The sequence below is a fragment of the Geodermatophilus sp. SYSU D00814 genome, from assembly GCF_054050055.1.
The window spans coordinates 13,036-39,182 of sequence record NZ_JBJGYP010000005.1 but is presented as its reverse complement, the minus strand read 5'-3'; the positions used below and the strand labels follow the sequence as shown (position 1 = coordinate 39,182).

Here is a 26,147-nt window from a genome sequence, read left to right as displayed (position 1 = left end):
CCGCCAGCGGGTGGATCCTGCCCGCCGACCTGCGGAAACTGTCATACCCCGGCCGTAGGTTCGGGGTCGTGCAGCAGGTCGCGGAGTACGTGTCACCCGTCGAGCGGGCGCTCGCCGGGTGGCTCGTCGAGCAGCCGGTGCGCCTTGCCCGCCTGCCGGTGAGCCTGCTCTCCGACGAGCAGGCCGCCGCCGAGCTGCAGCGGCTGCAGGCCCGCAAGGCGATGGAGGCGGCCTACGAAGCCGAGCTGGTGCTGCGGCTGGCCGAGGCCCGCCCCTCCGACGACGACCCCGCACCCGGCACGCCCGGTGCCAGGCGGCGCGGGTCGTGGGCGCCGGACACCGAGCTGCCCGGGGTGTCGGAGTTCTTCACCGCCGAACTGGCGCTGGTGCTCAACTGCGGCCGGGGCAGCGCCAACCACCTGGCCACCCGCGCCTGGACCTACCGCGAACGCCTGCCCGCCACCTGGGCCGCACTGGCCGCCGGGGAGCTCGACGAGGCCCGCGCGAAGGCGCTGGTCGACGTGCTGCAGCACACCGCCCCGGCCCTCGCCCGCCGCATCGAGGCCGCCGTGCTGCCCGAGGCGGCGCAGCTGACCGTGGGCAAGCTGAAGAAGCGCGCCCTCGAACTCCTGCTGGAAGCCGACTCGGAGGCCATCGACGAACGGCGCAGCACCGCCGAACGGCGCTCGGACGTGCGGGTCTACGCGTCGCCGTCGGACGGGATGAGCACGCTGGCCGCCGACCTGCCCACCGACGTGGCCGCGGCCTGCCACGCGACCGTCGACGCGCTGGCCCGGATGCTGAAGGCCGACGGCGATCCCCGCCCGATCGGGCAGCTGCGCACCGCCGTGTTCGCCGACCTGCTGCAGCGTCCCTGGCAGGCTGGGATGGCGGTCACCGCGCACCTGCAGATCATCGCGACCCTCACCGCCCTGTCCGGCCGATCGAGCGAGGCCGGGGAGGTGAACGGGCTACCGATCACCGCCGCGCACCTGCGCGAGCTGCTGCGCGAGTTGGACGCGCTGGGTGTGCAGGCCCCCGACGGTGGCTCGGTGACCGTCGCACTCACCGAGGACGACGGCACGCTGCGCGTCACCGCGACGCTGGACCGGCTGCGCCGGCTGGCCGCCCGCGGCTGCCCCCACCACCCCGGCGGTGACGAGGACGGCGACTGCGGGTGCGCGGTGCTCGACCGGCCGGCGAGCCGGGACGGCTACACCCCCTCGGCGGCGCAGCAGGCGTTCGTGCGCACCCGCGACCGCACCTGCCGGATGCCGACCTGCGGGCAGCGGGTCGGCTGGGCCGACACCGACCACGTCCTCCCCCACGCCCACGGCGGGGCCACCGACTGCGCCAACCTGTGCTGTTTGTGCCGCAGCCACCACCGGGTGAAGACCTTCGCCCGCGGCTGGCGCTTCGAGATGGGTCCCGACGGCACGCTGACCGTCACCACCCCGTCCGGCATCACCCGGACCACCCGGCCACCGGGCCTGCGACCACCACCGCCACCGGAACCACCACCAGCCGACGAACCGGCCGACCCGAACGACGACCCACCGCCCTTCTGAGCGGTGCTCGAGGGTCGACCGGTCGACGAGCCGACCATTCACCGGGTCGACGTGCCGACCACTCGACTCGACAACTGATCGACGAGCCGACGACTCGACTCGGCGACTGGTCGACGTGCGGACACCTCGACCAGTCGCCGCGTCGACCAGTCGCCGGGTCGACATGGCGACAGAGCGGTTCCCCAGTGGCGCCGGGGAACCGGCCCGGGGTCAGTGCTCCGAGGCGTGGTGCCGGAACCGCCGCCACGGGTGGCGGCGGGACGGCGCGGGCTCCTCGGCGGGCTCGCCGGCCTTCGCGGCCGCCCACGGCGCGACGCACACGTCGTCCTCCCCCATGCCCTCCCCCATGCCCTCACCCGTGCCCGCCGCGTCGTCGGGGGCCGGCCGGGGTGCGGCCGCGGCGCCCCTCGATCCCGCGCCCGACGCCGTGGCACCCCGGCGAGCGCAGTCGGCCAGGCGCTCGCGGGTGAGCGAGCGTTGCAGCCCGAGCGGGTCGCCGCGGTGCCCGCGGGCGGCGACGTCGTGCTGCGCCTCCCACTGGGCGATCAGCTTCTCGTCCGGCGACATCTCCGGCCGCCGGTCGTCGCCGGGTGTGGGGGTGGTGGGTGTGGCCATGGCCGTCCTCCTGCCGGTGCCCGCCCGCCGCCCGGGCGCCGTCCCGCTCGACCGGTCCTCGCGGCCACCGGGGTCCAGTGCACGCCGCACCGCCGGACGGGGGCAGGGTCGGAGGTCCCTGCGGCACGCGGCGCTCGGACCCCGGCGGTCAGACCTCCTCGGTCTCCAGCCGACCCGACGAGCGCTGCACCAGGCCCCCGACGACCACCAGCGACACCAGCAGCGCCAGGGCGCCGATCACCACCCAGGCCGGCAGCTCCAGCAGCGCGTCCAGCGCGGCCACCACCGCGGCCAGCAGCGGCCACCACCACCCGTGCCCGGCCTGCCCCGTCATCGCCGACGCCGTGACGCTCGCCGCCACCAGGTAGACCGCCACCCCGCCGGCCACCAGCAGCCGGGTCCCGGCCGGCACCTCCCCGGCCGCGGCCTCCACCACGGCGAGCTCCAGGCCGGCGCCCACCGACGCCAGCGCCAGCGTCAGCGGCAGGTGCCCGAAGACGTAGACGTCGTGGGAGTGGGCGCCGTTGGACTCCCCGGCCTCCCCCAGCAGCTTCTTCGCCCGCGCGCCGGCGAGGTCGAAGTAGCTCCACCACAGCGCCGCCGCGAGCACGAACCCCAGGACGGCCACCGGGAGCGCGGCCCCCGACCACTTCGCGTCGTAGAGGCCGTGCGCGACGGCGGCCACCGGCTCGCCGAGCACGAGGATGACGAACAGCGCGAACCGCTCGGGCAGGTGCTCGACGTGCAGCGGCACGTCGGCCGAGGACCGCGTGGCCAGCAGCGGCACGAGCGCCTCGGCCAGGACCGCGGCGGCCCACAGCGCGTAGGCGGCCGGCCGCGGCACCGCCAGCGACACCGCCCACAGCGTCGCGCCGGCGCCGGCGCCGAGCAGGTACAGCCGGGTGATCGGCCGCGCCTCGGGCACGTGCACGTGCGCCCGGCGGTACTGCAGGAGCAGCAGCACCCGCAGCGCCACGTGGCAGAGCACGAAGGCGGTGAACCGCTCCCCCGTCGCCTCCGACGCCGACGCCGCCAGCCCCACGACGGCGGCCATGCTGGCGAGCTTGTACAGCCGGTAGACGACGTCGTCGTGGTCGAAGCGGTTGGCGTAGAGCGTCGAGCTCACCCACGACCACCAGACCGTGGCGAACAACCCCGCGAAGACGAGGAACCCGTGCGGGGTGACGTCCTCGCGCAGCGCGATCGCCAGCTCGGCCACGACGAGGACGAACGCCAGGTCGAAGAACAGCTCCAGCCGCGAGGCGGAGCGGTGGTCGTCGGTGCGCAGCCGCGGCGGCCGGACGGGGTCGCCGCCGCGGCCGCCGAAGAGGGTCCGGACGCCGGCCATGTGGCTCCCCCCGTCGGGGCCGGTCAGGGCGCGGCGGTCGCGTCCGGCACGGGCCTCGACCGGCTCAGCTTCCGCCAGATCCAGCTCGACGGCACCCGCTGGCCGGTGACCAGGTAGTCGGCGACGCCGTCGAGGAACATCGTGGCCTCCACCTCCCGGTGCACCGCGGCCCGGCCGGCGAAGAGGAGCTCGTCGCCGGGCTCGAGCACGAGGCCGCCGTCGGGCGCGAGCAGCGCCTGGTCCCCGCGCAGCGCCATCAGCGGCACGGCCAGCAGCGTCTCGTCGCGGTCGGCGGGGTCGCGCAGCAGGTCGCACAGCCGGAACCGCCCGCCGGCCAGGTGGGGGTGCAGCGCCGGCGCCTCCTCCGGCGTGAGCCGCACCTTCCACAGCGCCTCGAGGTGGGCGCCGCACGCGCCGAGGAGCCGCTCGATGAGGCCGGCCGACCACTCGTCGGTCTGCCCGGGCAGCTCGCGCAGGAACCGCCACAGCAGCGGCGTGCTGAGCCGGGCGTAGGCGTCGTGCGCGACCACCTCGGTGGGCACCAGCAGCGCGTCGACGTCCATCGCGGCGAACAGGGCGGCGTCGGCGGGCTGGTTCTGGCGGGCGGCGACGAACAGGTCGGGGTTGAGCCGCCGCGCCTCGGCCACCAGGGAGAGGTTCGTCGTGTCGTTGTCGGTGGCGGCGACCAGGCCGACCGCCGAGGCGGGGTCGGTCCGCCGGATGATCTCGGGGTCCGCGGAGTCCCCGACGATGGTCGGCTCCTCCTCCGGCGAGGGGTCGACCGTGGTCACCTCCAGGCCCTCCGCGCGCAGGTCGGTGGCGAAGTGCCGGCCGAACCGGCCGTAGCCGCAGACCACCCACCGGCCCGGAGCGGGCGCCTTCCCGCGGGGCGGCAGCTCGGCGCCCGGGCCGCTCTCCAGCCAGGTCATGAGCTGATAGGAGGCCGGGGTGCGCAGCGCCAACCGCAGGTGGTCGCCGAACCGGTCGAAGGGGTTGATGATCGTCGGGGACCCGAAGCCGGACATCCGCTCGGCCACCGTCGCCGACGTCGTGCGGGCCACCACCGGGAGCTCCGGTCGCAGCAGCGCCGCGGCCATCGTGACCGCGAGGTTGGCCTCGTCGTCGCCGGTGACGGCCAGCACGCCCTCGCAGTAGGGGTGGCCCAGCCCGGCCACCCCGAGCACGTGCGGGTCGCGGGCGTCACCGACCACCCCGGGGACGTCGGCGCGGTGGCCGGCGATCTCGAGGGCGTCGATCCGGTTCTCCGAGCAGTCGACGACGGCGAACCGGCGGCCCAGGGCGTCGAGGGAGCGCGCGAGCGTCTCGCCGGCCTGCCCGAAGCCGCAGATCAGCAGGAACGGCTCGCGCAGGGCGCTGACCTTGCGGGACACGTGCCGCAGGGCCAGCGCCTGGCGGAACGCGCGGTCCTGCAGCAGCGCCAGCAGGGACCCGATCGCGTAGGCCCAGCCGACGACGGTCAGGTAGATGGTCCCGGTCACCCACAGCCGCTGCCCGTAGCTGAACGCGTACGGGATCTCGCCGAAGCCGATCGTCGTCGCCGTGTAGCTCATGACGTAGAAGGCGTCGAACAGGCTGAGGCGGGCCGGCCGGCCCTCCGGGTCGACGCCCGGGATCAGCGAGAGCCCGAGCACGCTGACGAAGAAGATGACGATGAGCGTGATCAGCGGCGCGCGCATCCGCCGGAGGACGACGAACACCGTCGCCGACCCCTCCGCGCGCGGCACCACCGGGGCCCGCCGGCGCCGGCGCCGGCCGCGGGTGGTGACCGGGGGTGGCGGGGCGGACTCCACGGCGGTCAGTGGCGCTGGAAGGACACGGTCTCGACGACGAGCAGCACCACCGAGACCACGTTGGCCAGCAGCGCCCCTCCGGAGAGCGAGACCATGCTCGCCGTCGTCACGTCGGTGAGGCCCTCGGCGGAGACGTGCACCGCCCAGGCCCAGGTGATGGTGGCCGCGACCAGCTGCAGGTCGGCGACGAGGCTGGTGGCCAGGTGGACCGCGCCGATCTGCGTGCGGTCGCCGAACTTCAGCACCGTGGCGATGAGGCTGACCACCAGCGCGGCGAACAGCTCGTAGACGTTGTGCAGTGCGGGGTCGGAGATGTCCCCGAGGAAGAAGCCGAAGTTCAGCGTGGCGGCGAGCAGCACGAAGAACCCGAAGACGACCTTCTCGAGGTTCATGCGGCTCCCGCGGCCTGCCCGGTGGTGACCGCGCCGACCCTAGCGCCGGACACGCACCGGCGCCGGGGAGACCGGACTCCCCGGCGCCGGGCGGCTCGGCGGCTCAGCGCCTCACTGGCTCAGCGGTTCGGTGGCTCAGCGCAGGTGGTGCACCTCCGCCAGGCCGTACACCGGCGTCGGGATGCCGGCCTGCCGGGCCTTGAGCTGCAGCGCCAGGTAGAGCGAGTAGTGCCGCGACTGGTGCAGGTTGCCGCCGTGGAACCACAGCCCCTCCTGCCGGGTGGGCTTCCACATGTTGCGCTGCTCGCCCTCCCACGGGCCGGGGTCCTTCGTGGTGTCCGAGCCCAGGCCCCACACCTTCCCCACCTTGTCGGCGACCTCCGGGGAGATGAGGTCGGCGGCCCAGCCGTTCATCGAGCCGTAGCCGGTGGCGTAGACGACGACGTCGGCCGGCAGCTCGGTGCCGTCGTCGAGCACCACGGCGTCCTCGGTCAGGTGGTCGACCTGCCCGTGCACCAGCTCCACGTCGCCGTTGGCCACCAGGTCGGCGGCACCGACGTCGATGTAGTAGCCCGACCCGCGGCGCAGGTACTTCATGAACAGGCCCGACCCGTCGTCGCCCCAGTCCAGCCAGAACCCGGCCTTCTCCAGCCGGTCGTAGAAGTCGGCGTCGCGCTCCTTCATCTGCTCGTAGGCCGGGATCTGGAACTCGTGCAGGATCCGGTAGGGCAGCGAGGCGAAGGTGAGGTCGGCCTTCTCGGTGGTCATGCCGCCGGCCACCGCCTGCTCGCTGTAGAGCGCGCCGAGGCCGATCTCCATGAGGCTGTCGCTCTTCACGATGTGCGTCGAGGAGCGCTGCACCATCGTCACGTCGGCGCCGTGCTCCCACAGCGCGCCGCAGATGTCGAAGGCGGAGTTGTTGCTGCCGACGACGACGACCTTCTTGCCGGCGTACTCGTCGGGGCCGGGGTGGGCCGAGGAGTGGTGCTGCTCGCCGCGGAACACGTCCTGCCCGGGCAGCACCGGCACGTTCGGCTTGCCGCTCATCCCGGTGGCCAGCACCAGCTGCTTCGGGCGCAGCGTGAGCTCCTCGCCGTCGCGCACCACCTCGACGGTCCACTCGCCGGCCGCCTCGTCGTACTCGGCGCGGCGCACCTCGGTGCTGCCCCAGTACGGGATCTCCATGACCTTCACGTAGGACTCGAGCCAGTCGGCGATCTTGTCCTTGGGCGAGAACACCGGCCAGTTGTCCGGGAACGGCAGGTAGGGCAGGTGGTCGTACCAGACGGGGTCGTGCAGGCAGAGGGACTTGTAGCGGCTGCGCCACTGGTCACCGGGACGGGCGTGCCGGTCGACGACGAGCGCGGGCACGTCGAGCTGGCGCAGCCGGGCGCCCAGCGCGATGCCGCCCTGCCCGCCGCCGACGACGAGCACGTACGGCTGGGTGGTGCGGCCGAGCTCGGTGGCCTCCCGCTCCCGGCGCTCGGACCACGTCTGCCGCTGCCGGTTCACGCCGTGCTCGGCGCCCATCGGCCGGCCCGGGCCCCGCGGCTCCTCGTGCCCCTTGAGCTCGTACAGGGTGGTGAGGAACGTCCACGCCCGCGGCTGCCCGTCCTCCTCGACGAGACGCACGAGGCCCTTGCCGCGGCCGACCGCCGTCTCGAAGGTGAACCAGGCGGTGGTGACGCCGTCGGCCTCCTCCGGCTCCTCGGTGACGGTGAAGCCCGACGGGTCGGTGCGGTCCAGCGTGGCGGTGAGCAGGTCGGCCACGCCCGCGCGGTGCTCGACGGTGGTGATGTTCCAGCTGAAGGCGACCAGGTCGCGCCAGTAGCTCGTGGAGGCGAACAGGCCGGCGGCGCGCTCGACGTCGCGGGCGCGCAGGGCGTCCTCGAGCGCCGCGAACCAGTCGGCCGCGCGCCGTGCGGGGCTCTCCGGGGGTGCGTCGAGCGTCTGCGTCACGGAGGGACCTCCTCGTGGTCAGGACGTGGTGTGATGTCCAGCACAGCGCCCCGCGGGCCGGAGCGGGAGCGTTGCAGCGGATTGCACGCCCGAGGAGGCGCCGGTGCCCCCGTGGTCGGCGGTCGCGCCCGGTACCGACCTGTCCACGCACGCCCGGGTGCTCTCCCGCGTGCACGACGCCGTCCTCGCCGGCGGGCGCCCGCCGGTGCGGCCGCGCGGGGTGGTCGAGCGGTCCTGGTCGCGCGTGCTGGGCCTGGGCATGGACCCCGACCGCCCGCGCCGCCGCGACCCGCTGCCCGCCGACGCGGTGGAGGCGCGCCGCCACGGCTCGGGCCTGGCGCTGGTCGTCGACGAGCTGCGCCGGGTGCTGGTCGGCGTCGCCGACGCCTCGCAGGGCCTCGTCGTCGTCACCGACGCCGACGGCGTCGTGCTGTGGCGGGAGGGCGCGGTGGCCACCCGGCGGCACGCCGACCGGCTCGGCTTCGCCGAGGGCGCCACCTGGACCGAGTCGGCGGTGGGCACCAACGCGATCGGCACCGCCCTGGCCGAGGCCGCGCCGGTGCAGCTGTTCTCCGCCGAGCACTTCGAGTCCGCCCAGCACCCCTGGTACTGCTCGGCCGCGCCGGTGCACTCGCCGGTCACCGGGGAGCTGCTCGGCGTCGTCGACGTCAGCGGCCCGGCGCTCACCCTGCACCCGGCCATCGGCGCGCTGGTGGAGACCTCGGTGCGGCTGGCCGAGTCCGGGCTGTGGCGGCGGCACGAGCAGCACCTCGACCGGCTGCGGCGCAGCGCCGAGCCGGTGCTGGGGACGGTGCGGGGCCCGCTGCTGGTGGTCGACGACGACGGCTGGGTGGCCGCGCGGTCGGGCATCGCCGCCGGCCCGCGGGTGGCCGTCCCGCGCGCCGGGCGGCCGGTGGCGGTGCCCGGGCTGGGGCTGTGCACCCCCGAGCGACTGGGCGAGGGCTGGCTGCTGCGCCCGCCGGAGTCGCGCGCGCCGGTCACCGCCGAGCTCGACCTGACCGCCGCGCCGGTGCTGCGGGTCTCCGGCGGCGAGGACTCCTGGTCGGCCGCGCTCACCCGGCGGCAGGGGCAGGTCCTCGCGCTCGTCGCCGGCGCCGGGCGGCGGGGGCTCGACGCCGCCGCCCTGGGACGCGGCCTCTACGGCGACGACGGGCACGTCGTCGCCGCGCGCGCCGAGGTGTCGCGGCTGCGCCGCGTCGTCGGCGACCTGGTCGCCACCGGCCCCTACCGGCTGGCCGACGGCGTCGCGCTGACGGTGCGTACCGGTCCCGGCGGCGGGTAGCCCCGCCCCGAGTCCCGTCCCGAGTCCCGAGGAGATCCCGTGGCCGACACCGTTCCCGTGCAGGACGTGCTCGCGCACCTGGGCGAGGTCGACTACCCCGCCGAGAAGGACGCGCTGCTCGACGCCGCCCAGCGGCACGGCGCGCCCGACGAGGTGCTGCGCACCCTGCGCACGGTGCCGCCGGGGGTCGACTTCGCCAACGTCGACGAGCTCGTCCGCTCGCTGCGGCCGACCTCCGTCCCCCGCTCCGACACCGAGGGCCACGCCGCCGAGGCGGCCCGGGCCGACGCCCGGGCGGCCTTCACCGGGCACCCGGACGACGCCGGGTCCGGGAGCGGGGGGACCTCCGGCTGACGCCGGCCGCGCCGGGGTCCGGCCTCCCCCGGAGGGGCGGCCGGCACGGCGCGGTGGCTGCCCGGTGTCGTACCCGGCTGTCAGCATGTCCGCGTGCTGCTCGCCGACGTCGTGGCCGCCTCCGCCGAGGTGGCGGCCACCCGCGCCCGCACGGCGAAGGCCGCTGCGATCGCGGCCGCGCTGCGCGCCGCCGGGCCGGGCGAGGTGGGGCCGGTGGCCGCGTGGCTGGCCGGCGAGCTGCCGCAGGGGCGGGTCGGCGTCGGCTGGCGCACGCTGTCCCGGGCGCTGCCCGACCCCGCGCCCGCGCCGTCGCTGACCGTCGCGGCGGTCGACGCCGCGCTCACCGCGCTCGCGGCCACCACCGGTCCCGGCTCCACCGCCCGCCGGGAGGCACTGCTCGGGGAGGTGCTGGCGGCGGCCACCGCCGGAGAGCAGCGCTTCCTCGTCCGGCTGCTGGGCGGCGAGCTGCGCCAGGGCGCGCTCGAGGGCGTCCTGCTCGACGCCGTGGCCGCCGCGGCGCGGGTGCCGCCGGCCGCGGTGCGCCGCGCGGCGATGCTCACCGGCCGGCTCGACGAGACCGCCGCCACCGCGCTGACCGGCGGGGAGCCGGCGCTGGCCGCCGTCGGCCTGCGGGTGGGCCGCCCGGTGCGGCCGATGCTGGCCAGCCCCGGCTCCTCGCTCGAGGCGGCCCTCGCCGACCTGGGCGGGGAGGTCACCGTGGAGCACAAGCTCGACGGCGCCCGCGTCCAGGTGCACCGCGACGGCGACGTCGTGCGGGTGTGGACGCGCACGCTGCGGGAGGTCACCGACGGGGTCCCCGAGCTGGTCGAGACGGTGCGCGCGCTGCCCTGCCGCACCGCCGTCCTCGACGGGGAGACCCTCGCCCTCGACGACGACGGCCGCCCGCGCGCGTTCCAGGACACGATGAGCCGCTTCGGCAGCGACGAGGCCGACGCCGGCGTCCTGCTCTCGCCGTTCTTCTTCGACGTGCTGCACCTCGACGGCCGCGACCTGCTCGACGAGCCACTCGCCACCCGCCTGGAGGTCCTCGACCGGCTGCTGGCCGCGGAGGAGGCCGCGCCGCTGCGGATGCCCGGGGTCCGCCGGCCCAGCGCCGAGCAGGCCGCCGAGGTCCTCGACGGCGCGCTGGCCGCCGGTCACGAGGGCGTGGTGGTCAAGGCCCTCGACGCGCCCTACGCCGCCGGCCGGCGCGGCCGCGCCTGGCAGAAGGTCAAGCCGGTGCACACCCTCGACCTCGTCGTCCTCGGCGTGGAGTGGGGGTACGGCCGCCGCAGCGGGAAGCTGTCGAACATCCACCTCGGCGCCCGCGACCCCGACGGCGGCGCCCCGCTCATGGTCGGCAAGACGTTCAAGGGCATGACCGACGAGCTGCTCGACTGGCAGACCCGCACGTTCCCCGGGCACGCGCGCGCCGAGCACCCGTGGGGGCTGGAGCTGCGGCCGGAGGTGGTGGTCGAGGTGGCCCTCGACGGCGCCCAGCGCAGCACCCGCTACCCCGGCGGTGTCGCGCTGCGCTTCGCGCGGGTGCTGCGGTACCGCCCCGACCGCAGCCCCGCCGACGCCGACACGGTCGACGCGGTGCGCGCGCTGCTGGCGGGGGGCTGAGGCGGTGCTCACCCGGAGGAGTGGCGCCGGCCCGGCTGGGCTCACGGGTACCGAGGGCACGGCCGATGCGACGGCCGTGACCGGTCTCGCCGTCGAGCAGGACGCCGCCCCCGGAGGCGACGCGGAGCCCACCACGGGTGCGCTCACCGCGCTGCGGGCGACCCTCGACGAGCTGGAGACCCTGTCCCGCTTCGCCGCCGGGTCCGCGCCGGAGCGCGCCGAGGCCGCCGCCGAGGCCGCCCGCGCCCTCGGCCGCCCGGATCTCGAGCAGCGCGCCCGGCTGGTCCGCGCCGACCTGCAGCGCCGCCGGGGCGCCGTCGCCGAGGCCGGCCGGACCGCCTCGGAGGTGCACCGCTGGGCCAGCGAGACCCGTGACCGGTACCTGCTGGCCCGCAGCTCCTTCGTGCTCACCGCCGTCCTCCAGGAGGTCGGCGACCTGGCCGGCGCCCTGGAGCACGCCGTCTCCTCGGTCGACCTGCTCGACGAGACCGCCCTGCCGGCGCTGCGCATCGACCACCTGGTGCGGCTGGCCGACGTCCTCGGCCTGGCCCGCGATCCCGCGGCGCCCGAGCGCTACACCGCCGTGCTGCGGCTGGCCGAGGAGCTCGGCGACGTCGACCGGCAGCTGCGCATCCTCAACAACCGCGCCTACACCGACACGCTGGCCGGCCGGTTCGACGACGCGCTCGAGTACAGCGACCGGCTGCAGCAGCTCGCGCGGGCGCACGGCCGCCCGCTCGACGTCGGCGACCTCGACACCGTCGCCCGCGCGCTGATGGGGGCCGACCGGCTGGTCGAGGCGGAGGCGGCGCTGCGGCTCGGCCTCGCGCCCGAGGTGCTCGACACCTCCTCCGACGGCGACGCCGGCGCGGACTTCCTGCTCACGCTGGCCGAGGTGCAGCGCCGCCGCGGCGAGGTCGAGCGCGCGCAGGACACCCTGGCCGAGTGCGTCCGGCGCTGCGACCTGCACGGCCTGACCTCGATCCGGGTGCGGGCCCGCGCCGAGCAGGCCGAGCTGCACGCCGCGCGGGGCGACCACCGGGCGGCGTTCGAGGAGCACAAGCGCTACGTCGCCGAACTGGTGGAGCTGCAGTCGGCGCAGCGCGAGGCCCGCGCCCGCGCGCTGCAGGCGGTGTACGAGACCACCGAGGCGCGCCGGCAGAGCCGCCGCTGGCGCGAGCTGTCGCTGCGCGACCCGCTCACCGGCCTCTACAACCGCCGCTACGTCGACGAGGAGCTCCCCCGGATGCTCGCCGACGGCGCCGGCCGGCTGTGGGTGGCGCTGCTCGACCTCGACCACTTCAAGCGGGTCAACGACACCTGCTCGCACGCCGTCGGCGACGAGGTGCTGCGCGCGGTGGCCACGCTGCTGCAGGAGACCGGCGCCCCCGGCGGCCCGGGCTCGTTCGCGGCGCGGCTGGGCGGCGAGGAGTTCCTCCTCGTCCTCCCCGACGTCGACGCCGGCGCCGCGGCCGCCCACCTCGAGACGGTGCGCCGCGCCGTCTCCGCGCACCCGTGGGACGGGCTGACCCGCGGGCTGCCGGTGACGGTCAGCGTCGGCGCGGCCGGCACCGCCGAGGTGACCGACCGGACGCCGGCGCAGCTGCTCGGCCTCGCCGACGCCCGCCTCTACCGCGCCAAGCGGGCCGGCCGGGACCGGGTCGTCGTCGACGGCTGAACGCGGCAGGCTGGCCGGGTGACCGCCGAGCAGACCCCGATCAGCCGCTTCCCCCTCGCCGACCCCGCCGGCCTGCCGGCCGACCTCGCCGAGCGCTACGCCGACGTGCAGGAGCGCTCGGGCTTCCTGCCGCACGTCTTCGCCGCGCTGGCCTGGCGTCCGGAGGAGGCGCGCGCCTTCTTCACCATGCACGACGCGCTCATGGACAAGGACACGCCCGGCCTGTCCACCGGCGAGCGGGAGCTGATCGTGGTGGCCACCAGCGCGGCCAACGACTGCGCCTACTGCGTCGTCGCGCACGGGGCGATCGCGCGCATCCGCACCCGCGACCCGCTGCTGGCCGACCTCGTCGCCGTCGACTGGCGCAAGGCACCCCTCGACGAGCGCATGCACACCGTGCTCGACGTCGCCGTCCGGCTGGCGACCGACCCGGCCGCGGTCACCGCCACCGACCTCGACCGGCTGCGCGCCGCCGGCCTGTCCGAGGACGACGTGTGGGACGTCGGCGCGATCACGTCCTTCTTCGCGCTGTCCAACCGGCTGGCCCACTTCGCCGCGATCCCGCCCAACCCGGAGTTCCACCTGCTGGGCCGCCTCCCCCGCTGACGCCGGGCGGCTCACCCGGCCGGGGCCGGGCTCACCCGGCCGGGGCCAGGCTCCGGGCGAACCGGGAGATGTCGGCGATCGTGGCGTCGTAGACGTCCCCGACGGCGGTCTTGAAGATCAGCTCGCCGCCGTGCGTGAGCCCCAGGTTCACCCGCCCGGTCGCGCGCACGCCGGCCGCCTGCAGCCGGCGGTAGTAGGCGATGCCCTCGTCCCGCAGCGGGTCGAGCTCGTTGACCGTGACCACGTGCGGCGGCATCCCGGTCAGGTCCTCGACGGTGGCGAAGTACGGCCAGGCCAGCGGGTCGCGGCGGTGCTCGTCGGCGGGGTCGTAGGCCGACACGAGGAGGTCCATCATCAGCGTGTTGAGGAACCAGCCCTCGTTCTCGACCAGCGAGGGCAGCTCCGCGCGCTTGGCGTCGTCGTCCCAGCCGTAGCCGCCGGAGATGTAGGGGACCATCGCGTAGACCCCGGCGACGGTGTCCAGCCGGCCCTCCCGCTTCGCCAGCAGCGCCGAGGCCAGGCACAGGTTCGCCCCGCCGGACTCCCCCTGCAGCACCAGCGAGGTGGCGCCGATCTCGTCGCGGTGGGCGTGCAGCCAGGTGAGCGCGTCGGCGCAGTCGTGCAGGCCGGCCGGGAAGGGGGCGTGGCCGTCGGTGGTCACGGCGTTGCGGAAGTCGACGGCGACGACGACCAGCCCGGTGGCGGCGAGGTCCTCGCACCAGCGGGTGTGCAGGCGGTTGGCGCAGTCGAGGATGGTCATGCCGCCGCCGTGCAGGTAGACCAGCCCGGGCAGCCGCCGCCCCTCGCTGCCGGCCGGCCGGAAGACGTACAGCGGGATCGCGGTGCCCTCGCGGCCCGGGGCGGTGACGGTGGTGCGGGTGACGTCGTCGCGGTGGGTCTCCTCCGCCGCGACCGCGGCGTAGAGCTGCTCGAAGGCGTCGTGGGCGCCGCGGACGAAGGCCAGCCGGTCCTCCAGCGGGGCGTTCCGCGGGAGCGGAGGCGGCGCGGCGGGGGCGTCGAGGCCGTACCGGGCGAGGGCCTCCCGCAGCCCGCGGTCGGCGCGGTCGTCGGTGCGGTACTCGGCGGCCGGGTCCCCCAGCCGGCCGGGCTGGGGGGTGGTGGTGCCGGTCGTCGGGTCGGACGTCGTCGTCACGGTTCCTCCTCGGGCGGGGGTCGGGGACCGGACGACGGTAGTGGCGGGGGTCACACCGGGGCCAGGTCCCGGCCGGCGGTGGTGCGCGGAACCGGCCCGTGACGGATCCGTGACCTGGCCCTACGGTGACCGGGCCGGCCCACGGTGGGCCGGCGGAGGAGGAGATCCGTGCGCACACCCCGGACAGCCCGCACCACCGCCGTGCTCGTCGCGGCAGCCGCCCTCGTCGCCGCAGCAGGCCCGGCCGCCGCCGCCCCCGGCGCGCCGGGCACACCCCGCTACACCGACGGCAGCACCTCCGGGGGCGACCCGTACTTCCCGGCCGCGGGCAACGGCGGCTACGACGTGCAGCACTACGACCTCGGCCTGTCCTGGTACCCCGGGGCGACGCCCGCCGAGAGCCGGCTCGACGGCACCGCCGTGATCACACTGACCGCCACCGCCGACCTCGCGAGCTTCTCCCTCGACCTGCGCCGGCTGACGGTGTCCTCGGTGCTGGTCGACGGCAAGCCCGCCCGCTACTCGCAGCTGCCCCCGGGCGAGGACGGCCTCGGCGGCGAGCTGGTCGTGCAGGCCGCGCCCAAGCTCAAGGCCGGCACCACGCACGAGGTCACCGTCGTCTACTCCGGCTTCCCGGGGCGGCCCACCGACCTCGAGGGCTCGCTCTACGGCTGGGTGACCTTCGCCGACGGCGTCCTGGTCGCCAACCAGCCCGACGGCGCACCGACCTGGTTCCCGGTCAACGACGTCCCGTCGGACAAGGCCACCTACGACTTCCGGATCACCGTGCCCCAGGGCAAGACGGCGATCGCCAACGGCGAGCCGGTGGGTCAGCCGGTGACCGTGGACGGCCGCACCACGTTCACCTGGCGCGCCACCGACCCGATGGCCAGCTACCTGGCGACGGCGTCGATCGGCGACTACACCGTCAGCACCCAGGTGGGCCCGGACGGGCTGCCGATCCTGAACTACGTCGAGACCGGGCTGACCCCGACCCGGCGGGCGACCACCGAGGCGAGCCTCGCGCTGCAGCCGGCGATGATCGACTACTTCGACGACCTGTTCGGGCCCTACCCGTTCACGTCCTTCGGGGCCATCGTCGACGACGACACCGTCGGCTACGCGCTGGAGACCCAGACGCGGCCGGTGTACTCGCGGCAGGCCTCCGAGGGCACCGTGGCGCACGAGCTGGCCCACCAGTGGCTCGGCGACAGCGTCAGCCCCGAGCGGTGGGCCGACATCTGGCTCAACGAGGGCTTCGCCACCTACGCCGAGTGGCTGTGGTCGGAGGAGCGGGGACGGGAGACGGCGCAGGAGCTGTACGAGGCCGTGTACGCCACCCCGGCCGACGACGAGTTCTGGTCGCTCGTCGTCAGCGACCCCGGGCCCACCGGCCTGTTCGCCGCCGCGGTGTACGACCGCGGCGCGGCCACGCTGCACGCCCTGCGGAACGAGATCGGCGACGAGACGTTCTTCGTGCTGCTGGAGCGGTGGGCGACCGAGAACGCCGACAGCACGGTGACCACGGCCGACTTCGTCGCCCTGGCCGAGGAGGTCAGCGGGCAGCAGCTCGACGGCTTCTTCACCGACTGGGTGGGCACCCCCGCCAAGCCCGTCGGGTACTGAACCGGACGCCGGGGGCGGGCAGGATCGTCGTCATGCCCGCCCCCGGCACCCCCCTCGAGCACCTCGGCTTCCTCACCATCGGCTCCTTCGACCCCGCCGACCCCCGCGCCGGCCACGAGGCCACGCTGCGGGTGGTCGAGCTCGGCGAGCGGCTCGGCCTCGACAGCGCCTGGCTGCGCCACCGGCACCTGCAGTACGGCATCTCCTCCCCGGTCGCCGTCCTGGCGGCGCTGACCCAGCGGACGTCGCGGATCGCCCTCGGCACGGCCGTCACCCCGCTGGCGTGGGAGAACCCGCTGCGCCTGGCCGAGGACCTCGCCACCGTCGACGTGCTCTCCGGCGGGCGGCTCAACCCCGGCGTGAGCGTCGGGCCGCCCATGCACTGGGACGACGTCAAGGGCGCGCTCTACCCCGACACCGCCGACGCCGAGGACTTCACCCACACCCGCGTCGAGCGGCTGCTGCGCTTCGTCGCGGGCGAGCCGGCCGCCACCTTCTCCGGGCGCGAGGGCGTCGTCGAGGAGTGGTCGGACCGGGTGCAGCCGCACTCCCCCGGCCTGCGCGGCCGGATGTGGTACGGCGGGGGCAGCACCCGCTCGGCGCGGTGGGCCGGCCAAGCGGGGACGAACCTGCTGACCAGCAGCGTGGTGCGCGCCGAGGACGACTGCACCGACTTCGCCGCGATCCAGGCCGGGCAGATCCGCGCCTACCGGGACGCCGGCGGCACCGGCCGGGTGTCCCAGGGCCTCGTCGTCATCCCCACCGACGGCGCCACACCCGGGCAGCGCGAGCGCTACGCCGCCTACGTCGAGGCCCGCACGCCCCGCACCGCCGTCCCGCAGGGCCCGGCGCGGCTGCTGTTCGCCCCCGACCTGCTGGGCACCAGCGAGCAGATCGCCGAGGCGCTGTACGCCCACGAGGGGTTCCGCGAGGTCACCGAGGTGGTCTTCGCGCTGCCGTTCAGCTTCGCCGAGGCCGACTACGAGCAGATCCTCACCGACGTCGCCACCCGCCTGGGCCCGCTGCTGGGCTGGTCACCGGCGGCCTGACGCCGCCCGCGGCAGCACCACCGACCAGGCGCCGGCGGCCAGCCGCCAGGTGCGCGCCGGCACCGGCGGCAGCAGGTCGCCGTCGGCGTCGAGGGCCACCGGCTCCCCCGACACGGCCACCTCCCGGCCGCGGACGCGGACGACGTCGTCGCGGTCGACGTGCCGCCCGGTGGTGAGGGCCAGCGCGTAGGCGGCGCGGGCGGCCGGGCCGGTGGCCGCGCTGACCACGACGTCGGCCAGGCCGTCGCCGGGGTCGGCCCCGGGCGCCAGCGCCGTCCCGCCGCCGATGGTGGGGCCGTTGCAGACGCCGACCATGAGCAGCGGCGTGCCGCCGTCGGCCGCCCAGCCGGCGGGGGCGGTGACGACGGCGCCGTCGACGGTGACCCGCAGCCGCTGCTCGGCCCCGGCGAGCCCGGCGACCGCGGCGCCGATCGGGTAGGCCAGCGCGCCGAAGCGCTCCTTGAGCCCGGCGGCCTCGTCCGCGGCGCGCACCCCGATGCCGGCGTGCACGGCGTTGACCACCACGCCGCCGGCGTCGTCGCGCAGCAGGTCCAGGCGGCGCGGGTCGCCGTCGAGGACGCACCGCGCGGCGCCGGCCGGGTCGTCGGGCAGCCCGAGGGCGCCGGCGAGGTCGTTGCCGGTGCCCAGCGGCACGACCCCCAGCGGGTCGGCGGGGTCGAGCGCCCCGGCGCGGTCGAGGGCCGCCACGACCGCGTGCACCGATCCGTCGCCGCCGGCCACCACCAGCCGGCGCCCCGCGCGGGCGGCGACGACCCGGTCGAGGTCGGCCGCGTCGGCGGTCGCCGCGACCTCGACGGCGGCACCGGCGCGCAGCACCTCCAGCGCGCTCGTGAGGCGCTCCTCGTCGGCGCTCCCGGCGTTGCGGTTGGCCACCACCAGCAGGTCCACGGGGTGCACCCTCCCAGCCCGCGCGCCGCCCGGGCGTCCCCCGGGCAGGATCGCCACCGTGACGAGCGACGCCGACGACCGGCTGGGGGCCGTGGTGGCGGGCCTGCGTCGGCGCGGGAGCCTCAAGTGGACCCGGCACCCCGAGGCGCTCGGCGCGTGGGTGGCCGAGTCTGACCTCGGCACCGCGCCCGCGGTCACCGCCGCGCTGCAGGACGCGGTCGCCCGGGGGCTGTTCGGCTACCTGCCCGACTGGCTCGCCGACGACGTCGCCGCCGCCTTCGCCGGGTTCGCCCGCGACCGCTACGGCTGGGACGTGCCGCCGGAGCGGGTGCGGCCGCTGCCCGACGTGCTGGCCGGGCTGGCCGCGGCGATCACCCACCTGTCCCGGCCGGGCTCGCCGGTGGTGCTGCCCACGCCGGCGTACATGCCCTTCCTCGAGGTGCCGCCGGCGCTGGGCCGGGAGGTGCTCGAGGTGCCGATGGCCCGCGACGGCGACCGCTACGTCTACGACCTCGACGCGCTCGACGCCGCCTTCCGCGCCGGCGGGCACCTGCTGGTGCTGTGCAACCCGCACAACCCGATCGGCCGGGTGCTCGAGCCCGCCGAGATGCTCGCCGTCGCCGAGGTCGTCGACCGGCACGGCGGTCGGGTGTTCGCCGACGAGGTGCACGCCCCGCTGGTCTTCCCCGGCCACCGGCACGTGCCCTACGCCTCGCTCGGCGAGGTGCCGGCCGGGCACGCGATCACGGCCACCAGCGCGTCGAAGGCGTGGGACCTCGCCGGCCTCAAGTGCGCGCAGCTGGTGGTGAGCAACGACGCCGACGCGCGGCTGTGGGCGGAGGTCGGCCACCCGGTCGAGCACGGCGCCTCGACCCTCGGCGCGGTGGCCAACGCCGCCGCCTACCGCGACGGCGTCGCCTGGCTCGACGAGTTCCTCGCCGTCCTCGACCGGCACCGCCGGCTGCTCGCCGACCTCGTCGCGGCCTCGCTGCCCGGGATCTGGTACCGCCCGCCCGAGGGCACCTACCTCGCCTGGCTGGAGGGCTTCCCCGTCGACGCGCCCGGCGACCTGCTGCTCGAGCGGGCCGGCGTGGCCGTCGTCGACGGCGCCCGGTGCGGGGCCGCCGGCCGGGGCGCGGTGCGGATGGACCTGGCCACGCCCGAGTCGGTGCTCGCCGCGATCGTCGAGCGGATGGCCACCGTCCTCGCCTAGGGCGCCGCGTCCCCCGGGGCGACCCGGTAGACCCGGTACTCCACCCGGGGCCCGGGCACCAGGCGGCCCTCCGCCACGAACACCGTCTGGTTCACCCACGCGTAGCGCTCGTCGCCGGTCTCCAGCCGCGGGGTGGTGATGAAGTAGCCCTCGCCGAACTCGGTGGGGGTGTCCCCACCCTGCATGAGCGCGAGCACGGCCGGGGTCAACTCCCAGATCCCCCCGTACTGGACGTAGACGTGCGCGCCGTCCACCGTCCGCACGGTGGTGCGCACGTCGAGCCGGGCGAACCCGTCGGGACCGACCAGCATCCAGTCCGCGCCCCCGCCGACGACCGAGGCCTCCAGGCGCTCCCCGGAGATCTCCCCGGCGGTGATGGTGCCCTCCATGCGGTTCCCGTAGGGCCCGGGCCCGACCGGGTGGGGCTCGACGTCGGCGTGGTAGTCGAACTCCGGCACGAGATGGGCCATGGCGTCCCTCCCCGGGACGGGGGCGGGCCGGGAGCCCGCCCGGGACGGGGACGGTCCGCCGCGGGGCACCGGCCGTCAAGGGACCCGAACCCGCCCGGGCGTTCCCGACACGGCGCGTACCCGCGGCCCGCCGGCCGGTGACGCCCCCGGTCAGCAGGCGCGCAGGTCGGCCTCCACCGCCTCGGACGCCTTGCGGGCGGCGATGAGCACCGGGTCCCAGACCGGGGCGAACGGCGGCGCGTAGGACAGGTCCAGGGAGAGGACCTCGTCGACGGTCATCTCGTTCCAGATGCAGATGGCGAGGGCGTCGATCCGCTTGCCGGCGGCCTCCTTGCCGACGATCTGGGCGCCGAGCAGCCGCCCGGTGCGCCGCTCGGCGGTCATCTTGACCCGGATGGGCTTGGCACCCGGGAAGTAGCCGGCCTTGGTGGTGGAGTCGACGGCGGCGGTCACGAACTCGTAGCCGGCCGCCTCCGCCTCGTGCTCGGCCAGTCCGGTGCGCGCGGCCTCGATGGAGCAGGTGCGGGTGATCGCCGTCCCGATGACGCCGGGGAAGGTGGCGTACCCGCCGCCGATGTTGATGCCGGCCACCCGGCCCTGCTTGTTGGCGTGGGTGCCCAGCGCGACGACGATCCGCTGCCCGGAGAGCCGGTGCACCGACTCCACGCAGTCGCCGGCAGCCCACACGCCGGGCACCTCGGTGCGCATCCGCGCGTCGACGGCGATGCCGCCGGAGGTGCCCAGCGGGATGCCCGCCTCCCGGGCCAGCCGCACGTTGGGCCGCACGCCCAGGCCGAGGACGACGAGGTCGGCGGGCAGCTCCCGGCCGCTGGCGGTCACCACCGCGCGGGCCCGCCCGTCGGGCCCGACGTCGATCGCCGCGACGCCGTCGGAGAGCACCAGGTCGACGCCCTCCTCCCGGACGGCGTCGGCGATGAACCGGCCGACGTCGGGGTCGAAGGTGCCCACCGGGGTGGCCGAGCGGTCGACGACGGTGACGTCGAGGCCGCGCTCCTTGCACGCCTCGGCGATCTCCAGGCCGATGTAGCCACCGCCGACGACGACCACCCGGCGCACCCGGCCGCTGTCGAGCTCGGCCCGCAGCGCGACGCCGTCGTCGAGCACCTGGACGCCGTAGACGCCCTGCGCGTCGATGCCCTCGACCGGCGGGCGCATCGGCACGCTGCCGGTGGCGTACACCAGCTCGTCGTAGGGCTCGGTGCCCTCGGTGCCGGCGTCGAGGTCGTGCCAGTGCACGACCCCCTTGTCGGTGTCGATGCCGACGACCTCGGTGCGCATCCGGACGTCGAGGCCGTTGGCGCGGTGCTGCTCGGGGGTGCGCGCGACCAGGTCGGCCTCGCGCTCGACGGCGCCGGAGATCCAGTACGGGATGCCGCAGGCGGAGTAGGAGGTGGCGCGGCCGCGCTCGAACAGGACGACGTCGAGGTCGGGACGCCGCTTCTTGGCCTGGGACGCCGCGCTGCCTCCGGCGGCGTCGCCGCCGATGACGACCAGTCGGGTGCTCACCCCCCGCAGGCTAGGACCGCCGGCGGCTACAGGCTCACCGCGACGGTGGCGGCGAGTTCCCGGGCGGCCTCCAGGTCGTCCTTGGTGGGCGGTCCGGTGAGCGACAGCGGCGCGGCGACCTGCTTCCACCGCAGCGCCCCGGTGATCGTGCCGATGGCCCGCAGCGCCCCGGCGGTGTCGTCGCCGCCGTGCACGTAGACGCCGTAGGGCAGGCCGACCGTGGCGTCGAGGCAGGGGTAGTAGACGGTGTCGAAGAAGTGCTTGAGCGCCCCGCTCATGTAGCCGATGTTGGCCGGGGTGCCGAGCAGCACGCCGTCGGCGGCGAGCACGTCGGCCGGTCCGGCCGACAGCGCCGGGCGCACCTCGAGCTCCACCTCCTCGACCATCGCCGCGCCCTCGCGCACCGCCTCCAGCACCGCCTGCAGGTTGGGCGAGGGCGTGTGGTGGACCACGAGCAGCCGGGGCATGCCCGCCATCGTGCCCGCGGACGGCCCGGCGGCGGCTCCCCTCGCTACGGTCCGGGCATGGCGACGAACCCCCGCATCGGACCGGTCGAGCGGGCCACGAAGCGGTCGTGGGACGAGTGGCTCCGCTTCATGGACGCCATCGGCGCGCCGGACCTCGACCACCGGCAGATCGCGCTGCGGGTCTACGACGAGCTGGGCGACACCGTCGAGCAGCGCGGCTGGTGGACCCAGTCGGTGACCGTCGCCTACGAGCAGCACATCGGCCGGCGGATCCCGGGCCAGCGGTCCGACGGCACGTTCCAGACCAGCGTGAGCCGGTCGACACCGCTCGGGATGACCGAGCTGATGGAGCGTTGGCGGACCTTCGCCGACGGCGACGCGGCCGTGCAGCAGGTCGTCGCCGGCGGCGAGGTGCGGGTGAGCGGCACCGACCGGCGCACCACCTGGCGGACCCGGGCCGCCGACGGCTCGTCGGTGGTGGTCACCAGCGAGCCGAAGAAGGACGGGACGGCGTCGCTGGTGGCGACCCAGGTCGGGCTGCCCACCCTGGAGGCGAACGACGCCGCCCGCGCGTGGTGGACGACCGTCGTCGAGCGCTTCCTGGCCGGGGTCCGGCCGGGACGCTGAGCTGGCCGTGCCGCGAGGCTGCCCTGGCCGCCGGGCCGCCCGGAGTCGGCCCGGCGGGACCGCGGGTCAGGAGCGCTGGCGGCTCGACGAGCGGTACTTGCCGAGCAGCGACTCGGAGGACTCGCCGGGCTCGTCGTCGAAGACCATCGGCCCGATCCGGCTGCCCGCCGTCACGGCGGCCTCCCGGCCGGTGAAGTCGTACCGGTAGGTCGAGGTCCCGTACTCGTCGACGAACGTGCCGCTCTGCCGCTCGCTGAACACGTCGCCCACACCCGTCCAGGTGATCGACACCGGCGGTGCGCTGGTCGGGGTGTCCCCGTGCCCGCTGCCCACCGCGAGCGTGCCGGTGAGGGTCGCGGTCGTGAACTTCTTGTCGACGGTGAAGGTGACCTGACCGCCCTCCACGAAGCGGACGCCGAGGAGCCGGCAGGGACCGTCCTCGGGCGCCGGCTCGCCGTGCCCCCCACCGGGCAGGTAGGGCGTCGCACCTGCGTCGCACTCGACGTCGGACACGCTGCCGAACACCGAGGCCCGGCCGTTGCCGAGGTCCTCGACGTAGAGGTCGCCGAAGTGGGCGTTGCCCGGAGCCCCAGCGGCCGGCGGGAGCTCCCCGACCTCGAGCCACGTGACGGAGGCCATGGTGCCCGAGCTCTTGGAGAAGAAGAGGTCACCGGCCAGCGCGGGCGACGGGGCGACGACGACGGCGAGGGCCGCCGTGGAGACGGCGACCGTCCCCAGACGGCGCAGGGTGGAGGCGGACACGCAGACCTTCTCTCGGTAGCGCACGGGTGGGCCGTGCGGAGGGCGGGACGCCCGGCGGGCGCCCCGGATCGGGACGACGGGCCTCAGCGGCGGGTTCGGATCCGCTGCAGGACCAGGGCGCCGACCTGCGCACCCTGGACGAGGCCGGCCTCGATGGCGTGCGGGAAGTGGATGCCGCCGTAGAGCCGCGAGTCCGCGGCCTCGCGGGCGGCGTCGGCGAAGGACGCGAAGGTGCGCGGCGCGTGACCACGGGCGTCGTGCGACCGGTCCGTGAAGGGGAAGACACCCAGCCGGTCGGTGAGCACGGCGGCAGCGGCCGGGGACGCGACGCTGTGCCCCGACGTGTGCTCGGGGAACTGCGGGCTGTTGACGTACGTCGTCCAGCCCGGGTCGATGTGACGGTTCACGTAGCTGACCGGTCGCAGCAGCCGGTACCGGTACTTCCACGTCCAGCAGTTGAGGAACGCCTCGTGCAGGGCGATGCCGGTCGTCGCGAGCGTGTCGAGGGCGAGGTCGAGCCGTGCGCCGCGGAGGGCCAGCGCCTGGGCGGCGATGAGCATCCAGTGGCCGGACGGCAGACCGGTCGGCGTGCCGGCAGGCGGGGTGAACGAGCCGGGGTTGTCGGTCCAGAACCGGGCGATCGCCCGGTGCTCGTCGGTGTTGGCGGCCGACTGACGGTGGACCGCCGTCGCCTGGGCGTGGAACGCCGATCCCGGCTCGGTGGAGAAGGGCAGGGGCGGCTCGGGCTCCACCTCGTCGGCGCTCGCGAGGACCATGGGGCGCACCTCGGACCAGTACGGCTCGACGGCCGGCCGGAAGTTGGGCGGCGTCGAGACCCAGTGCCACGGCTCGGTGGCGGGAGGTGTGTAGAGCCGGCCGAGGGTCCCGGCGTGCCCGTCGGCCGCGATCCACGACGCCAGGTGCCCCGCGACCGCCCTCCCGTGCGCGGTGGAGGCCTCGAGCGCCCGCTCGGACACCCCTGCGGCGCGGCGCCGCAGCAGCGCGCCGGCCTCGGCCACGTCCAGCCGCTCCCGGGTGCCGGCGCCGGCGAAGGGCAGCACCTGACGGAGCACGGCCGCGGCCGACGTCACCACGGCGGCCGGCCAGTCGACGAGCGCGGCCAGGGGGGGCGGTGCGGGGACCGGCAGGTCCCGGAGCTGACCACCCAGGGACCGGTGAGCCGGCATCCCCCGGACGGCGGCCTCGTACATGGCGATCGCCGTGTGGGCGTAGACGCGGGCCGCGGCCGGAGGGCTGAGGTTCTCGGCGAGCACCAGGTCGTAGGTGGTCTGCACCCAGCTCAACGCCTCGTCGGCGAGGTGTCCCGCCACGGTCACCCCTCCGGGGCCGGGGACGCTGGGCGGCGCGGCGGCCGCCGTCCGCGGGAGCGCGACCGCGGCCGCTCCCGTGCCGAGGGCCGCGAGGAGCACCTGTCGTCGGGACACCGGACCGGGCATGACGCTCCTCCGCGGAGGCGAGCACTCCCGGGATCTCCGGCGCGCTCCTCCGTGATCGGATCGTGACGGAGAGCACACCCGCCGGGAGAGGGACGCCACGTCGCGTTATCTTTTCGTTACCGACTGAACACGGTCAGTTGCACGTCGCGACTCAGACACCTGCCTCCGGCCGCGGACCGGCGGGTCGGTCGTGGACCGGCCCTCCGGGTGGTCGTCACCGCCTCGGCGGGACGGTGCCGACCGAGCCGGACGCTTGTGGAGCAGACGCTCCACTAAGCTGTGGCAACCCCTCTCCACCTGACCCCGAGGAGCCGCCGGTGCCCCGGCCCCGCGTGCACGCGCCCGGTGCGGTGCTCGACGCCGCCGAGGAGCTGCTGGTGGAGCAGGGCCGGGCGCAGCTGACCGTCCGGGCGCTGGCGGCCCGGTCCGGGGCCTCGAACGGCAGCATCTACCACGCCTTCGGATCCCTGGAGACCGTCGCCGGCGCCGCCTGGCTGCGCCGCGCGCGGCAGTTCCTCGACCTGCAGCGGGTCGCCGTGGCGGAGGCCGGCCGGGACGGCCGGCGGGCGGTGCAGGCCGCCGCCGACACCCCGGCCCGGCTGGCCGCGCGGGAGCTGCGGGCCGCGCAGCTGCTGTTCCGCCTGCAGCGCGACGAGCTGCTCACCGACGCCGTCGCCCCTGAGGTCGCCGACGGCCTGCGGGCGCTCGACACCGCCCTGCTCGACACCCTGCAGCTGCTCGCCCGCACGGTGTGGGGCCGCGACGACGGCGCCGCGGTCGGCGTCGTCACCGTCTGCGTCGTCCGCCTGCCCACCGCGCTGCTGCTGCCCGAGATCCGCGCCGGGCGGGTGCGGCCGCACACCCGCGCCCAGCTCGCCGCCGCCGTCGCCGCCGTCGTCGACTGCGGCCTGCCCTCCTGACCCCCACCGACCCGAGGAGCCCCCGTGCCCACGCTCGACCGCCACGACGACGTCTTCGTGCTCGACCTCGGCGACGGGGAGAACCGCTTCTCCCCCGACTGGCTCGCCGCCGTGGACGCCGCCCTGGAGGAGGTCGAACGCGCCGACGGGCCGCGCGCGCTGGTCACCGCGGCCACGGGCAAGTTCTTCTCCAACGGCCTGGACCTGGCCTGGCTGCTCGACCACGCCGACCAGCGCGACGCCTACCTCGGCACCGTCGAGCGGCTGTTCGCCCGCCTGCTGTGCTCCCCCGTCTTCTCGGTCGCCGCGGTGCAGGGCCACGCGTTCGCCGCCGGCGCGATGCTCGCCCTGGCGCACGACCAGCGGGTCATGCGGGCCGACCGCGGCTTCTGGTGCCTGCCGGAGATCGACATCGACCTGCCGTTCAGCCCCGGCATGTCCGCGCTGATCCAGGCCCGGCTGACGCCGCAGGTGGCGCACGTGACGATGACCACCGGACGCCGCTACGGCGGCTCCGACGCGCTGGCCGCGGGCATCGTCGACGCCGCCGTCGCCGAGGACGCCGTCCGCTCGGCCGCCGTCGAGGTCGCCGCCGCGCACGCCGGCAAGGCCGGCCCCGTCCTCGGCACGATCAAGTCCCGCCTGTACGGCCCGGTCCTCGCGCTGCTGCGCGGCGGCACCGCGCCCGTCGGCTGAGCGGCCGGGTC

Annotated in this window: 24 protein-coding genes; 12 read left to right on the top strand and 12 right to left on the bottom strand. The window is 76.0% G+C overall.

The features are described 5' to 3' along the window. The first annotated feature begins 68 nt into the window (after positions 1–68). Positions 69–1,568 (top strand): DUF222 domain-containing protein, encoded by a 1,500-nt coding sequence (locus ACI780_RS05025; protein WP_457001192.1) that lies wholly within the window; start codon positions 69–71, stop codon positions 1,566–1,568. 210 nt (positions 1,569–1,778) lie between these two features. Here the strand turns inward: ACI780_RS05025 and ACI780_RS05020 are convergent, their stop codons facing one another. From ACI780_RS05020 to ACI780_RS05000, 5 genes are all read right to left on the bottom strand, one after another. Then, entirely contained in the window at positions 1,779–2,183 is a 405-nt protein-coding gene (locus tag ACI780_RS05020; protein WP_457001190.1) for a hypothetical protein, read from the bottom strand. 148 nt (positions 2,184–2,331) lie between these two features. After that, a complete protein-coding gene (locus tag ACI780_RS05015; RefSeq protein WP_456868772.1) occupies positions 2,332–3,531 on the bottom strand; it encodes a low temperature requirement protein A in 1,200 nt (399 codons plus the stop codon). Between the two features lie 23 nt (positions 3,532–3,554). Beyond that, a complete protein-coding gene (locus ACI780_RS05010; RefSeq protein ID WP_456868773.1) occupies positions 3,555–5,342 on the bottom strand; it encodes a potassium channel family protein in 1,788 nt (595 codons plus the stop codon). Between the two features lie 5 nt (positions 5,343–5,347). Further along, complete coding sequence (locus ACI780_RS05005) at positions 5,348–5,734, bottom strand: DUF6394 family protein (RefSeq protein ID WP_089403525.1); 387 nt, start codon at positions 5,732–5,734, stop codon at positions 5,348–5,350. A gap of 135 nt (positions 5,735–5,869) precedes the next feature. Beyond that, a complete protein-coding gene (locus ACI780_RS05000; protein WP_457001187.1) occupies positions 5,870–7,693 on the bottom strand; it encodes a flavin-containing monooxygenase in 1,824 nt (607 codons plus the stop codon). 103 nt (positions 7,694–7,796) lie between these two features. On the opposite strand from ACI780_RS05000, the gene ACI780_RS04995 reads away from it, so the two are divergent. The 5 genes from ACI780_RS04995 (at position 7,797) to ACI780_RS04975 (ending at position 13,260) form a co-directional block, all read left to right on the top strand. Next, a complete protein-coding gene (locus tag ACI780_RS04995; protein WP_456868775.1) occupies positions 7,797–8,996 on the top strand; it encodes a transcriptional regulator in 1,200 nt (399 codons plus the stop codon). Positions 8,997–9,035: 39 nt separating this feature from the next. After that, positions 9,036–9,350 carry a DUF2795 domain-containing protein gene (locus tag ACI780_RS04990; RefSeq protein ID WP_457001185.1) on the top strand — a complete coding sequence of 105 codons (315 nt, stop codon included), beginning with the start codon at positions 9,036–9,038 and terminating at the stop codon, positions 9,348–9,350. A gap of 93 nt (positions 9,351–9,443) precedes the next feature. After that, positions 9,444–10,976 (top strand): ATP-dependent DNA ligase, encoded by a 1,533-nt coding sequence (locus ACI780_RS04985; RefSeq protein WP_457001183.1) that lies wholly within the window; start codon positions 9,444–9,446, stop codon positions 10,974–10,976. Positions 10,977–11,052: 76 nt separating this feature from the next. Continuing rightward, on the top strand, positions 11,053–12,654 hold the full coding sequence (locus ACI780_RS04980) for a diguanylate cyclase (RefSeq protein ID WP_456868778.1): 1,602 nt from the start codon (positions 11,053–11,055) through the stop codon (positions 12,652–12,654). Positions 12,655–12,672: 18 nt separating this feature from the next. Beyond that, complete coding sequence (locus ACI780_RS04975; RefSeq protein WP_456868779.1) at positions 12,673–13,260, top strand: peroxidase-related enzyme; 588 nt, start codon at positions 12,673–12,675, stop codon at positions 13,258–13,260. 31 nt (positions 13,261–13,291) lie between these two features. On the opposite strand, the gene ACI780_RS04970 is transcribed toward ACI780_RS04975, so the two are convergent. Continuing rightward, a complete protein-coding gene (locus ACI780_RS04970; protein ID WP_457001181.1) occupies positions 13,292–14,413 on the bottom strand; it encodes an alpha/beta hydrolase fold domain-containing protein in 1,122 nt (373 codons plus the stop codon). 168 nt (positions 14,414–14,581) lie between these two features. On the opposite strand from ACI780_RS04970, the gene ACI780_RS04965 reads away from it, so the two are divergent. After that, positions 14,582–16,039: a M1 family metallopeptidase gene (locus ACI780_RS04965; protein WP_457001179.1), complete on the top strand. Its 1,458-nt coding sequence runs from the start codon at positions 14,582–14,584 to the stop codon at positions 16,037–16,039. A gap of 32 nt (positions 16,040–16,071) precedes the next feature. Next, a complete protein-coding gene (locus ACI780_RS04960; RefSeq protein WP_457001177.1) occupies positions 16,072–17,088 on the top strand; it encodes an LLM class flavin-dependent oxidoreductase in 1,017 nt (338 codons plus the stop codon). Here ACI780_RS04960 and ACI780_RS04955 read toward each other — a convergent pair. Further along, the gene (locus ACI780_RS04955) at positions 17,074–17,997 is read right to left on the bottom strand and encodes a diacylglycerol/lipid kinase family protein (protein WP_457001175.1); all 924 of its coding nucleotides are present in this window, start codon (positions 17,995–17,997) and stop codon (positions 17,074–17,076) included. The two genes, ACI780_RS04960 and ACI780_RS04955, sit on opposite strands and share 15 nt — an antisense overlap. A gap of 58 nt (positions 17,998–18,055) precedes the next feature. Between ACI780_RS04955 and ACI780_RS04950 the strand changes: the two genes are divergently transcribed. After that, positions 18,056–19,210, top strand: a complete 1,155-nt coding sequence (locus ACI780_RS04950) for a MalY/PatB family protein (protein ID WP_457001173.1) — start codon at positions 18,056–18,058, stop codon at positions 19,208–19,210. Here the strand turns inward: ACI780_RS04950 and ACI780_RS04945 are convergent. The 3 genes from ACI780_RS04945 to ACI780_RS04935 all read right to left on the bottom strand — a co-directional run bounded on the left by ACI780_RS04945 (position 19,207) and on the right by ACI780_RS04935 (position 21,674). Beyond that, positions 19,207–19,680, bottom strand: coding sequence for a DUF3237 domain-containing protein (locus tag ACI780_RS04945; protein WP_456868785.1), 474 nt, complete (start codon positions 19,678–19,680; stop codon positions 19,207–19,209). The two genes, ACI780_RS04950 and ACI780_RS04945, sit on opposite strands and share 4 nt — an antisense overlap. 150 nt (positions 19,681–19,830) lie before the next feature. After that, the gene (locus ACI780_RS04940; protein WP_456868786.1) at positions 19,831–21,207 is read right to left on the bottom strand and encodes an FAD-dependent oxidoreductase; all 1,377 of its coding nucleotides are present in this window, start codon (positions 21,205–21,207) and stop codon (positions 19,831–19,833) included. A gap of 26 nt (positions 21,208–21,233) precedes the next feature. Then, positions 21,234–21,674 (bottom strand): flavodoxin family protein, encoded by a 441-nt coding sequence (locus ACI780_RS04935; protein WP_456868787.1) that lies wholly within the window; start codon positions 21,672–21,674, stop codon positions 21,234–21,236. 57 nt (positions 21,675–21,731) lie between these two features. Here ACI780_RS04935 and ACI780_RS04930 point away from each other — a divergent pair, with 57 nt between their 5' ends. Continuing rightward, positions 21,732–22,301 carry a hypothetical protein gene (locus tag ACI780_RS04930; RefSeq protein WP_457001170.1) on the top strand — a complete coding sequence of 190 codons (570 nt, stop codon included), beginning with the start codon at positions 21,732–21,734 and terminating at the stop codon, positions 22,299–22,301. A 66-nt stretch (positions 22,302–22,367) separates the two neighbouring features. Here the strand turns inward: ACI780_RS04930 and ACI780_RS04925 are convergent, their stop codons facing one another. Both ACI780_RS04925 and ACI780_RS04920 read right to left on the bottom strand, forming a co-directional pair. After that, positions 22,368–23,063, bottom strand: coding sequence for a hypothetical protein (locus ACI780_RS04925; RefSeq protein ID WP_456868789.1), 696 nt, complete (start codon positions 23,061–23,063; stop codon positions 22,368–22,370). Between the two features lie 83 nt (positions 23,064–23,146). Beyond that, positions 23,147–24,520: a vanadium-dependent haloperoxidase gene (locus tag ACI780_RS04920; RefSeq protein WP_457001168.1), complete on the bottom strand. Its 1,374-nt coding sequence runs from the start codon at positions 24,518–24,520 to the stop codon at positions 23,147–23,149. Between the two features lie 317 nt (positions 24,521–24,837). Between ACI780_RS04920 and ACI780_RS04915 the strand changes: the two genes are divergently transcribed. After that, a complete protein-coding gene (locus ACI780_RS04915) occupies positions 24,838–25,440 on the top strand; it encodes a TetR/AcrR family transcriptional regulator (RefSeq protein WP_456868791.1) in 603 nt (200 codons plus the stop codon). 24 nt (positions 25,441–25,464) lie between these two features. Further along, positions 25,465–26,136: an enoyl-CoA hydratase-related protein gene (locus ACI780_RS04910; RefSeq protein WP_456868792.1), complete on the top strand. Its 672-nt coding sequence runs from the start codon at positions 25,465–25,467 to the stop codon at positions 26,134–26,136. Positions 26,137–26,147 lie beyond the last annotated feature (11 nt).